The sequence below is a fragment of the Citrobacter sp. Res13-Sevr-PEB04-36 genome, from assembly GCF_015672735.1.
Classification (GTDB): domain Bacteria; phylum Pseudomonadota; class Gammaproteobacteria; order Enterobacterales; family Enterobacteriaceae; genus Citrobacter.
In genome coordinates this window covers 20577-32979 of the sequence record NZ_JADABY010000057.1, presented here as the reverse complement: position 1 = coordinate 32979, position 12403 = coordinate 20577, and the positions used below count along the sequence as shown (strand labels likewise).

The 12403-nt window shown below is 53.8% G+C and carries 8 protein-coding genes and 1 pseudogene; 3 read left to right on the top strand and 6 right to left on the bottom strand.

Annotated features, from left to right (window positions below; genetic code table 11):
- Window positions 1-3: 3 nt before the first annotated feature.
- Window positions 4-1416, top strand: a complete 1413-nt coding sequence (ftsP, locus tag IMQ48_RS16740; protein WP_196209920.1) for a cell division protein FtsP — start codon at window positions 4-6, stop codon at window positions 1414-1416.
- Between the two features lie 16 nt (window positions 1417-1432).
- Here ftsP and IMQ48_RS16735 read toward each other — a convergent pair whose 3' ends face one another.
- The gene (locus IMQ48_RS16735) at window positions 1433-2908 is read right to left on the bottom strand and encodes a TrkH family potassium uptake protein (protein ID WP_196209919.1); all 1476 of its coding nucleotides are present in this window, start codon (window positions 2906-2908) and stop codon (window positions 1433-1435) included.
- Between the two features lie 198 nt (window positions 2909-3106).
- On the opposite strand from IMQ48_RS16735, the gene IMQ48_RS16730 reads away from it, so the two are divergent.
- Entirely contained in the window at window positions 3107-5278 is a 2172-nt protein-coding gene (locus tag IMQ48_RS16730) for a YgiQ family radical SAM protein (protein WP_196209918.1), read from the top strand.
- 80 nt (window positions 5279-5358) lie between these two features.
- On the opposite strand, the pseudogene IMQ48_RS16725 reads toward IMQ48_RS16730, so the two are convergent.
- From IMQ48_RS16725 to yqhD, 3 genes and pseudogenes are all read right to left on the bottom strand, one after another.
- A pseudogene (locus tag IMQ48_RS16725) lies at window positions 5359-6812 on the bottom strand (DASS family sodium-coupled anion symporter).
- A gap of 188 nt (window positions 6813-7000) precedes the next feature.
- Window positions 7001-7828, bottom strand: coding sequence for a 2,5-didehydrogluconate reductase DkgA (gene dkgA, locus IMQ48_RS16720; protein ID WP_196209917.1), 828 nt, complete (start codon window positions 7826-7828; stop codon window positions 7001-7003).
- Between the two features lie 221 nt (window positions 7829-8049).
- Window positions 8050-9213 carry an alcohol dehydrogenase gene (gene yqhD / locus IMQ48_RS16715; RefSeq protein ID WP_196209916.1) on the bottom strand — a complete coding sequence of 388 codons (1164 nt, stop codon included), beginning with the start codon at window positions 9211-9213 and terminating at the stop codon, window positions 8050-8052.
- Window positions 9214-9408: 195 nt separating this feature from the next.
- Here yqhD and IMQ48_RS16710 point away from each other — a divergent pair, with 195 nt between their 5' ends.
- Window positions 9409-10308 carry an AraC family transcriptional regulator gene (locus IMQ48_RS16710; protein WP_196209915.1) on the top strand — a complete coding sequence of 300 codons (900 nt, stop codon included), beginning with the start codon at window positions 9409-9411 and terminating at the stop codon, window positions 10306-10308.
- Between the two features lie 65 nt (window positions 10309-10373).
- Here IMQ48_RS16710 and yghB read toward each other — a convergent pair whose 3' ends face one another.
- Together yghB and metC are read right to left on the bottom strand one after the other, a co-directional pair.
- Window positions 10374-11033 (bottom strand): DedA family general envelope maintenance protein YghB, encoded by a 660-nt coding sequence (gene yghB, locus IMQ48_RS16705; RefSeq protein WP_096755667.1) that lies wholly within the window; start codon window positions 11031-11033, stop codon window positions 10374-10376.
- Between the two features lie 131 nt (window positions 11034-11164).
- Window positions 11165-12352 (bottom strand): cystathionine beta-lyase, encoded by a 1188-nt coding sequence (gene metC / locus IMQ48_RS16700; RefSeq protein WP_196209914.1) that lies wholly within the window; start codon window positions 12350-12352, stop codon window positions 11165-11167.
- Between the last annotated feature and the right edge of the window lie 51 nt (window positions 12353-12403).

Sequence of the window (12403 nt, the reverse complement as noted above, 5' to 3'; positions counted from 1 at the left end):
TATATGTCACTCAGTCGGCGTCAGTTCATTCAGACATCGGGGATCGCACTGTGTGCAGGTGCGATTCCGCTGAAGGCTAATGCTGCCGGTCAGCAACAACCGCTACCTGTTCCGCCACTGCTGGAGTCCCGCCGGGGGCAGCCGCTATTTATGACCCTGCAACGCGCTCACTGGTCCTTTACGCAAGGTACCCGCGCACCTGTCTGGGGGATTAACGGGCGCTACCTGGGGCCGACCATCCGCGTCTGGAAAGGGGATGACGTCAAGCTGATTTATAGCAACCGTCTGACCGAGAATGTCTCAATGACTATCGCCGGGTTGCAGGTTCCCGGTCCACTGATGGGCGGGCCGGCACGCATGATGTCGCCGAATGCGGACTGGGCGCCAGTGTTGCCCATTCGCCAGAATGCCGCCACGTTGTGGTATCACGCCAATACGCCGAACCGTACCGCGCAGCAGGTCTATAACGGTCTGGCCGGTATGTGGCTGATTGAAGATGAAGTAAGTAAATCGCTGCCGATTCCCAATCATTATGGTGTCGATGATTTCCCGGTCATTATTCAGGATAAGCGTCTGGATAACTTTGGCACGCCGGAATATAGCGAGCCGGGCAGCGGCGGATTTGTTGGTGACACGCTATTGGTTAACGGCGCGCAAAGCCCGTATGTGGAAGTGTCCCGCGGCTGGGTGCGTTTGCGTTTACTGAATGCCTCGAACTCGCGTCGTTACCAGTTGCAAATGAGTGACGGTCGAGCGCTGCATGTGATTTCTGGCGATCAGGGCTTTTTACCCGCGCCCGTTTCGGTGAAGCAACTCTCGCTGGCACCGGGCGAACGCCGGGAGATTCTGGTGGATATGACCAACGGCGATGAAGTGTCGATCACCTGTGGTGAGGCCGCCAGTATTGTCGACAGGATCCGCGGCTTCTTCGAGCCTTCGAGCATTCTGATTTCCACGCTGGTACTGACCTTGCGCCCGACCGGGCTGCTGCCGCTGGTGACTGACAGTCTGCCGATGCGTTTGTTGCCAACGGAAATTTTAAGCGGCTCACCGATTCGTAGCCGTGAAATCAGCCTTGATGACGATCCCGGTATCAATGGGCAGTTGTGGGATGTAAACCGCATGGATATTACCGCTCAGCAGGGCTCCTGGGAGCGCTGGACGGTGCGGGCGGATATGCCGCAGTCATTCCATATCGAAGGCGTCTCTTTCCTGATCCGCAACGTGAATGGCGCGATGCCGTTCCCGGAAGACCGGGGCTGGAAAGATACCGTTTGGGTGGATGGGCAAGTTGAGCTGCTGGTCTATTACGGTCAGCCTTCCTGGGCGCATTTCCCGTTCTACTTTAACAGCCAGACGCTGGAAATGGCCGATCGTGGCTCGATCGGACAGATGTTGGTGAACCCGGCGCCGTAATGCGCCGGATATTCTGTTACGCCCGCCAGAACATGCGCGAGAAAAGGATCAATATGGGGTAGATCTCCAGACGCCCCATGATCATTGCCGCGCACATCAACAGCTTTGCCTCTTCGCTTAATGTGCCAAACGTGACCGCCGTGACGCCAAATCCCAGCCCCATATTATTGATACAAGCCGCGACGGTGGCAAAAGAGGAAAAGAGATCGTAACCCATCAAATTGAGTGCCCAGACGAAAAAACTGGTAAACAAAACGTAGAGAAAAAAGAAGCTCCATACCGAGCGGATCATGCGCTCGTTAACCACACTATTACCTACTTTGATATTCAACAGCGCGCGAGGATGGGCCAGTTGGTGTAATTCCTGCCTGCACTGTTTGAACATAATTAAGAAGCGTAGTGCCTTAATGCCTCCGCAAGTTGACCCCACGCAACCCCCGATGAAGCTGGCGCTAAGTAACATGAAGATAGTGTGCGAGGGCCACTGTGCGTAATCCGCAGTCGACAGGCCATTGTCTGTGAGCATTGAGCTTGCCAGAAAAAAGGCATGCACAAGACTGTCCGTTATAGTGTACATACCTGCCCGCCAGACCTGCCAGGTGGCGATCAGGGTGAGAATCACGGCAATAATCAGAAACAGCTGCAGTTCGGCATTACGGCGAAATGGCTTGAAGGTCCGCTTCACAATGGCGACATACCAGAGGGTGAAGTTAAACGCTGAAAGCAGTGAAAATAGCCCGGCGACAAGCTCAATGGCGTGGCTGTTATAAAAGCCAATACTCTCGCTTCGGGTGGAAAAGCCGCCGAGGGAGACGGTTGAAAGCCCGTGACACAGCGCATCGAAAAACGACATGCCGGCAACCCAGTAGGCCAGCGTACAGATAAGCCCCAGCGTGACATAGGTTAGCCACAACGTGCGTGCGGTATCGGCAAGCCGAGGGGTGAGGCGTTCTTCTTTAAACGGCCCCGGCATTTCAGACTGATACAGCTTCATGCCGCCTATCCCCAGTAGGGGCAGGACGGCAACGGCGAGGACGATAACGCCAAGGCCGCCGATGAAATTGAGCTGAGCCCGATAATACAGATAGGACCTGGGCATGGCGCCGACGTCGCCAATAACCGTCGCCCCGGTGGTGGTAATACCGGAGACGCCTTCAAACAGGGCATCGGCAAAAGAGAGGTTTAACCCATCTTCCATCCACATCGGCATGGCACTGATGAATGAAAAAAGCAGCCAGAACAGAACGATAATGACAAAACCATCTCGGGTACGTAGCTGAATCCCCGCGCGTTTTGTTGCCAGCCAGGCACCACCGCCGAGGGTAAAAAAAATGGTAAACGTGCTTAAGAAAGCGAAATAGCTCCGTTCTTTGTTCAACAAGGCGATGGCCATTGGCGGCAGCATAGAGAAGCTGTACAGAAGAACCAGAAACCCGCACAAATGAAGAACAACCCGCAGTTGGGAAATATTAAGTGACTCGTTGTATTGCAATGGAAATCCCCCGCCAAAAAGACCCGGTCCAGCTGGCAAGACATATTGTCAATTATGATAGAAAAAATTTGGCGTAGTAAAATTTAACAATTTATTTAACTTTCTACTCGTCTGGCTCAGACTCCGCTTCATTTCTGGCGGATATACAGCGTATAATCTTCGGCCTTTGATTATTTTTTTACCATTTTTGGAAGCATTATGAGCGCAATATCCCTGATCCAACCGGACAGAGACCTTTTCTCCTGGCCGCAGTACTGGGCCGCCTGTTTTGGCCCCGCGCCGTTTCTGCCTATGTCGCGAGAAGAGATGGACCAACTTGGCTGGGATAGCTGCGACATTATTCTGGTTACCGGTGATGCCTATGTTGATCACCCGAGTTTCGGTATGGCCATTTGTGGCCGTATGCTGGAAGCCCAGGGTTTTCGCGTCGGGATTATCGCCCAGCCGGACTGGAACAGTAAAGACGACTTTATGCGTCTGGGTAAACCGAATCTGTTCTTCGGCGTAACCGCCGGTAACATGGACTCGATGATCAACCGCTATACCGCCGATCGTCGCCTGCGCCATGATGATGCCTATACGCCGGACAACGTCGCCGGTAAGCGCCCGGACCGCGCCACGCTGGTTTATACCCAACGTTGTCGTGAAGCATGGAAAGACGTGCCGGTGATCCTTGGTGGTATTGAAGCCAGCCTGCGTCGTACCGCGCATTACGATTACTGGTCTGATACTGTGCGCCGCTCGGTGCTGGTGGATTCCAAAGCGGATATGCTGATGTTCGGCAACGGTGAACGTCCGCTGGTTGAAGTCGCACACCGCCTGGCGATGGGTGAAACCATCGACCAGATCCGCGACGTGCGTAATACCGCGATTATGGTTAAAGAAGCGCTGCCAGGCTGGAGCGGTGTAGATTCCACGCGTCTGGATACCCCGGGGAAAATTGACCCTATCCCGCATCCGTACGGTGAAGATTTACCGTGTGCAGATAACAAGCCAGTAGCGCCTAAAAAGCAGGAAGCCAAAGCGGTGACCGTTCAGCCTGCGCGCCCGAAGCCGTGGGAAAAAACCTACGTACTGCTGCCGTCTTATGAGAAGGTGAAAGGCGACAAAGTGTTGTACGCCCACGCCTCACGTATTCTGCACCACGAAACCAACCCTGGCTGCGCACGCGCCCTGATGCAAAAACACGGCGACCGCTACATCTGGGTTAACCCGCCGGCGATCCCGCTGTCGACCGAAGAGATGGATAGCGTCTTCGCGCTGCCGTATAAACGTGTCCCACACCCGGCATATGGTAGCAGCCGTATTCCGGCCTACGAGATGATCCGTTTTTCCATCAACATTATGCGTGGCTGTTTTGGCGGCTGTTCTTTCTGTTCGATCACCGAGCATGAAGGACGCATCATCCAGAGCCGTTCGGAAGATTCGATCATCAACGAGATCGAGGCGATTCGCGATACCGTACCTGGCTTCACTGGTGTGATTTCCGATCTGGGCGGCCCAACGGCCAACATGTACATGCTGCGCTGTAAGTCGCCGCGCGCGGAACAGACCTGCCGTCGTCTGTCGTGCGTTTATCCGGACATCTGCCCGCATATGGACACCAACCACGAACCGACGATTAACCTCTATCGTCGCGCGCGTGATTTGAAAGGCATCAAAAAGATCTTGATTGCGTCCGGCGTGCGCTACGACATCGCCGTGGAAGACCCGCGCTACATCAAAGAGCTGGCGACCCACCACGTCGGCGGTTATCTGAAGATTGCACCGGAACATACCGAAGAAGGTCCGCTGTCGAAGATGATGAAGCCGGGCATGGGTAGCTACGACCGCTTTAAAGAGCTGTTCGACACCTACTCGAAGCAGGCCGGTAAAGAGCAGTATCTCATCCCTTACTTTATCTCTGCGCACCCGGGTACGCGTGACGAAGATATGGTGAATCTGGCGCTGTGGCTGAAACAACGTCGTTTCCGCCTGGATCAGGTACAGAACTTCTACCCGTCGCCGCTGGCGAACTCGACAACCATGTATTACACCGGGAAAAACCCGCTGGGTAAAATTGGTTATAAGAGTGAAGACGTGGTGGTGCCGAAAGGCGATAAGCAGCGTCGTTTACATAAAGCGCTGCTGCGTTACCACGATCCGGCTAACTGGCCGTTAATTCGCCAGGCGCTGGAAGATATGGGTAAAAAACATCTGATTGGCGGTCGTCGCGAATGTCTGGTTCCATCGCCTACGCTGGAAGAGATGCGCGAAGCACGTCGGCAGAATCGTCATACTCGTCCGGCACTGACCAAGCACACCCCTGTTGCACATCAGCGCCAGACGCCTGCCGCGAATAAAAAGCGTGGCAAAGTAGTAGGGCGTTAATCCTGAAGCCCGGTAGCGCTTACCGGGTCATGTATTGAAGGCCGGATGAGGTGCTTGCACCGCCATCCGGCAAATCTGTTTTAGTACAGCCCCAACACCTTCCACCACATCAGCCCCACGGTAATAAAGACCGCCTGGTTAACCAGGCTGACGATAAACCCTGTCCGCCACCAGACGCCCGTTGGCACATACCCCGCACCAAACAGGATCGGACCACGCGCATGTGTGTACTGGGTGAGAGAGCAGTACAGGCTGCTGGTGAAAGCCAGCATCAACGCGGTCGGGGCTGCCGGGATATTCAGATGCAGGCCGACGCCAAGGAACACCGCGTACAATGCGGCGATCTGCGCATTTCCACTCGCAAAAAAGTAGTGGGTGTAGAAGTAGGCGGCGTTAAGCAGTAGCAGGACGACCACCCAACTGGTGCCATGCATGGTGCTGCTGAGGCTATCGCCGATCAGATTGCCAAACTAGGTGGTGAAACCGAGTTTTTCAACTGGTTTGCCATCATCAGCAGTGCAGCGAACCAAATCAGCGTGTCCCATGCCCCTTTTTCGCTTTTGACGTCTTCCCAGCTCAGCACGCCGCTGAGCAGTAAAATAGAGAGCCCAACGAACGACGCGGTGGTGGCATCGACGCCTAGCGTATCGCCAAAAATCCACAGCACCAGCAGAACGCCAACGGTGCCCAGCATCAACCATTCGCCGCGTGACATGCTACCCATTTCCGCCAGCTCCTTACGAGCCAGGTTCGGCGCATCCGGGGTGTGTTTAATTTCCGGGCGTACCAACCAGTACACCAGCAATGGAACCAGCAGCAAAGACACCATGCAAGGCAGCAGCGCCGCCATAAACCAGCTTCCCCACGTCAGCGTGACTCCGGCGTTGGCCGCCAGTTTTACCGCCAGAAGGTTGCCGGTATAACCTGTCATGAACAGTGCCGCGGTGACGTCGTTGACGTTGCCAATACAGGTAATGAGGAAGGTACCGATTTTGCTGCGCGATTCATCTTCCGGATTAGAATGAAAACTGCGTGCCAGCGAGTCGGCTATCGGATAGATGACGCCACCACAGCGTGCGGTATTGCTGGGCATCGCGGGGGAGAGGATCAGGTCGGCAAACGCCAGGCCGTAGGCGAGTCCGAGCGTGCGCTTACCGAGCAGGCGGATCATCTGTAGGGCGATGCGTCGACCGAGGCCGGTTTTGATAAACCCGCGGGCGATCATAAAGGCAACGACGATCAGCCAGATAAGCGAGCTGTTCAGTTCGCTCAGGGCGGTGGTAATCGCGCCGCTGGCGGTTTTATCCCCGGCAGCATAGGCGAGGGCAAAGACGGTTATGCCAATAATACCGACTGCGCCAATGGGCAGAACTTTTGCCACGATGGAGGCGATAGTGGCCACGAAGATAATCGCCGAGTGCCAGGCGGAAGCGCTTAACCCCGTTGGTGGGGTAAGCTGCCAGAGCCCGGCAGAAATTAAAATTATTAGAATCAATGGGAGCCATTTGACGCCCTGAGCTTTTTTCTCAGCCACGGTCACACACCTATAGAGATTGTGAATATATTCATATTATGAATATATTTGGTGAATAATTAGTAGGTTATGTGGCGTAATGCTGCTCTAGTGACTGTAATAAATACATCAATAAATGTAAGTGAATTGTTTCTTGATATTTCCATACAGGAAGGGCCCGGCGGAGATGCCGGGCTGGAGAGAAGGGATTAGCCGCCGAACTGGTCTGGGTCCGGCCCCAGGCGTTTGCCCTGGTCGAGTTTGGCTATTTCGCCTAATTCATCTTTATCCAGACGGAAGTCCCAGACGTCAAAGTTTTCCGCGATACGCGAAGGGGTGACCGATTTCGGGATCACCACCAGGCCGCTATCCAGATGCCAGCGAATGACAATTTGTGCCGGTGATTTACCGTATTTTTCGGCGAGATCGCGAACTATCTTTTGATCGAACACATCTTTGCCACCTTGTGCCAGCGGGCTCCAGGATTCGGTCTGGATTTTATGCGTGGCGTTCCAGGCATGAAGCTGCCGCTGCTGTAATAGCGGGTGTAGTTCGATTTGATTGATGACGGGTGCAACGCCTGTTTCATCCATCAGGCGCTGGAGATGATTGATCTGGAAGTTGCATACGCCGATGCTTTTGATGAACCCTTGTTTTTGCAGGTCGATCATGTTTTCCCATGCTTCCACGTAATGGTCGATCGCCGGGACGGGCCAGTGCATGAGGTAAAGATCGAGGTAATCGAGCTGGAGTTTTTCCATGCTTTCGAGCAGCGCTTCACGGGGACGTTTCTGGTCGTCATTCCACAGTTTAGTGGTGATGAACAACTCCTCCCGGGGCACGCCGCAGTCGCGTAATGCTTTACCGACACCGTCTTCATTTTTATACGCGGCAGCGGTATCAATAGAGCGATAACCGACTTCCAGCGCGTTATGGATCGCGGAGATGACTTCCTCATTACTTGCCTTCCAGACCCCCAGGCCCAGTTGCGGCATGACGTTACCATCCTGTAGCTTGATAATGGTTGGACCGGTCATAATTCCCCCTACACTGAATCCTTCAGGCTGCCTCTTTGTTGGCTGCTTGCGTTTACCCCGGTCACGTACTTATGTACGCTCCCGGGGATTCACTCAATTGCCGCCTCGAAGCATCATGAATTATTGGGTGTAAATTGAGTTCACCGGAGCAGCCCCGGTGAGGTTTGTGTGACTTAAGCCTGGTATAAATACCCAAAAACGAAAGTCAGAGGTCAAAAAACCTAGCGTGCCGCTTCGTAAATGCGGCGGCTGACGTCCAGCGTAATGTCCTGATGTTCGCCCAGTTGAGTGCCACCGTGTGCTGCCAGTTTTTCCAGCAACGCCGGGATGGAACTGCCGTCCAGATCGTAGTCGGACATACGGGTTGGGACGCCCATCTGCTCGAAGAATTGACGCGTCGCGGCAATGGCGGCATCGATACGCTGGTCATCACTCCCTTCGGTGATATTCCAGACGCGCTCCGCGTATTGCAGCAGTTTGGCGCGCTTGGTGTCGCGTTTTTCATTCCACAGTGCCGGCAGGACAATGGCCAGCGTTTGCGCGTGATCGAGACCGTGCATTGCCGTCAGTTCGTGACCCAGCATATGGGTAGCCCAATCCTGCGGTACGCCTGCGCCAATCAGACCGTTCAGCGCCTGGGTCGCAGCCCACATGACGTTAGCACGTACATCGTAGTTTTCCGGCTCCAGCAACGCTTTCGGGCCCTCTTCTACCAATGTGAGCAAAATACCTTCGGCAAAGCGGTCCTGAATTTTGCCATTGACCGGATAAGTCACGTACTGCTCTACAGTATGAACAAACGCATCTACCACGCCGTTCGCTACCTGACGTGGCGGCAGGGTGTAGGTGTAAACCGGATCCAGCACGGCAAAGACCGGCTGCACAAACGGCGTCATAAAGGCCAGCTTATCGCCGGTGGTTTTACGTGAAATTACCGCGCCGGAGTTAGATTCAGATCCGGTTGCCGGCAGGGTCAAAACAGAGCCCATCGGGATGGCGCTTTTTACGTCGTTGCCGTGGGTTTCCAGAATGCGCCACGGATCGACACCGTCCGCATACTGTGCCGCAGCCGCGATGAATTTTGTGCCATCCAGTACCGAACCGCCGCCTACCGCCAGCAGGAACGTCACTTTTTCATCACGCACGATTTTTACCGCATTCATCAGCGTTTCATAAGACGGGTTCGGCTCAATACCGCCAAACTCCAGCACATCCAGACCTTTCAGGGCATCCTGAACCTGTGCCAGTACGCCGGTTTTTTTCACGCTGCCGCCGCCGTAGGTAATCAGCACGCGAGCATCCTGAGGGATTTGATCGCGCAGTTCAGCGATAGCGCCTTTACCGAATAAAATGCGGGTTGGGGTATGGAGGTTAAAGTTATTCATTGCTCGTTCCCTTGTGTGGGTAAAAAAAAGAGGGCAGGTGAGTGTCTGCCTGATGATGAACATTGTGGTCGTCAGACGTGTTCCTCTCAATGCTCATTTCTGCCAATGTCTTGCCTATTTCTACAGGCTACTGGAGAAAACGGATAAAAATGCGCACACTATGGGTGTTGCAATTCAATGACGAAATGGTGCTCTATGAACCGTAATGAGATCTGTCTCCTGCTGACAGATAAAATTAAACAGCTGAAAAACAATGAAAATAATCTCATTGGGCTGCTACCAGATGTGCGTTTACTGTATGGCACGGAGCCTGGGCTGCGCACCCCTGTGATGTATGAACCTGGCATCATATTTCTCTTCTCGGGTCATAAAATTGGTTATATCAATGAGCGTGTATTTCGTTATGACGCCAACGAATATTTGCTGCTCACCGTACCTTTACCCTTTGAATGTGAAACGTATGCAACACCGGGGGTACCGTTGGCCGGTCTGCGTCTGAATGTCGATATCCTGCAATTGCAGGAGCTCCTGATGGACATTGGCGAAGATGAGTTGTTCCAGCCTTCAATGGCCGCGAGTGGGATTAACTCCGCCACGCTTTCTGATGAGATTCTTTGCGCGGCTGAGCGTTTACTGGATGTGATGGAACGACCGCTGGATGCACGAATTCTGGGCAAACAGATTATCCGGGAGATTTTGTACCATGTGCTGACCGGACCGCGCGGTGGTGCGCTGCTTGCGTTGGTCAGTCGTCAGACGCATTTCAGTTTGATCAGTCGCGTGCTGAAGCGCATCGAAAACAAGTACACCGAGAACCTTAACGTTGAGCAACTGGCGGCAGAAGCCAACATGAGCGTGTCGGCGTTTCATCATAATTTTAAATCGGTGACCAGTACCTCGCCGCTGCAGTATCTGAAGAGCTATCGCTTGCACAAGGCGCGAATGATGATTATTCATGATGGCATGAAGGCCAGTGCGGCAGCAATGCGGGTTGGCTATGAGAGCGCGTCGCAGTTTAGTCGGGAGTTTAAACGGTACTTTGGTGTAACGCCGGGGGAAGATGCGGCAAGAATTCGTACGATGCAGGGGAGCTAATTTTTTGTCGGCAGGATAAGCGAAACACCATCCGGCGATGTGTACCGGATGGCGACAGTGCCTGCTCAGGCGCTACAGCATTTTTTTTTAATCACCACAAACAAGGTGCCTAACAGGCCTGCGGTTAACAGGGCGAGGGGCAGGATCATCAGGAAGGTCATCACCTGATCTTCATGGCGTTTAACGAATGGGATCATGCTGAGCGCATAGCCAAAGCTGGTGACCACGGTGACCCACAGTAGGCCGCTCAACCAATTAAAGAACTGGAACCGGCGGTTAGGCAGACCGGAAATTCCCGCCATTGTCGGCAGCAGGGTGCGAACAAATGCCAGGAAACGTCCAGCGAGTAGCGCCATCAGACCGTGTTGGTCAAACATACAAGTGGCACGCTGATGATATTTTTCAGGCAATTGCGCCAGCCAGCTTTTCACTGTTCGCGTGTTACCCAACCAGCGCCCCTGAATATAGCTCAGCCAACAGCCCAGACTGGCGGCTGCCGTCAGAATAGCAATCGTCGGGATAAAGCTCATCACGTCTTGCGCGATCAGCGCCCCGGCCAGTAACAGCAGGCTATCTCCGGGTAAAAAGGAAGCAGGCAGCAGACCATTTTCTAAAAACAGCGTGGCAAACATCACGAAGTACACCACGCTCACAACGTGCGGATCCGCCAGCGCGGCAAAATCGTGTTGCCAGAGCGCGGAGATAATATCTTGAATGACAACCATGGACTTTCCTGTGGAACAGCGTTTATGCGTGGATTGTACTCCTGAATTGTCCGGGATGCCTTGATCCCGGACGCAACAATTGCAGACTTTTCCACCAGAAGTGTCTGCATATATGTCCAACTGCGGCAATGTTACTCGATTCTGGCAAATCCGGCGGCTAAATCCGCAATCAGATCGTCAACATTTTCTAAACCGATATGTAAACGGATGAGCGTTCCGCTGAAGTCCACTTTGCCTTCTGGGCGGATAGCGGCAATGTGTTCGGGCTGATTGGCCAGAATCAGTGATTCAAATCCGCCCCAGGAGTAGGCCATGCTGAATAGATTGAAGTGATCCAGATACGCTGACAGCTCGTCATTGTTCAGCTTCTTATTCAACACAAATGAGAACAGGCCGCTGCTGCCGGTAAAATCACGTTTCCAGAATTCGTGCCCTTTGCTGCCGGGAAGTGCGGGATGATTGACGCGGGCTACCTGCGGGTGATCGGCCAGCCACTCTGCAACTTTCAGGCTGCTTTCGTGATGCTGGCGCAGACGAACGCCCAGGGTGCGCAGTCCGCGGCTGGTCATATAAGCGGTATCTGCGTCCAGCATTTGCCCCATTAAATAGGCGTTTTCGCGCAGTTGGTCCCAGCAGCGGGCATTCGACACCGCCGTACCGACCATTGCATCGGAATGGCCAATCAGGTATTTGGTGCCCGCCTGAATCGAGATGTCGATACCAAAATCCAGCGCGTTGAACAGCACCCCGGCAGCCCAGGTGTTATCGATTATGATGATAGCGTCCGGTGCCACGCTTCTGACGGCGGCGACAATCGCTGGAACATCATGTACTTCCATTGTGACGGATCCGGGTGATTCCAGAAATACTACTTTGGTGTTCGGCTGGAGGTGTTTCACAATGTCGGCGCCTACTAACGGATCGAACCAGCCGGTGGTTACGCCGAGTTTGCCGAGAATCTTCGTGCAAAAATCCTGGCTTGGTTCATAGGCCGTGTTGGTCATCAGCACGTGATCGCCCTGTTCAACAAAGGCCAGAATCGTGTTGGCAACGGCTGCGGCGCCGCAGGGAAAGAGGGCGCATCCTGCGCCGCCTTCCAGTTCGCACATCGCTTCCTGCAGGGAGAAATGTGTCAGCGTGCCGCGACGGCCGTAAAAAAGCGCACCGTTAGCGCGGTTGTGGGTGGCCTGTTTTTTGGCCTCAACGGATTCAAATACCAGCGAAGAGGCGCGTTGGATCACGCTATTGACGGAACCCTGCGTGTACTTTTTACTGCGTCCTGCCTGAACGAGCTTGGTTTCTAGATGCTTATCTGCCATGTCGGTTTACCTGTTTTTATACGTCTGGATGTCTAAACTAACATGGATCTT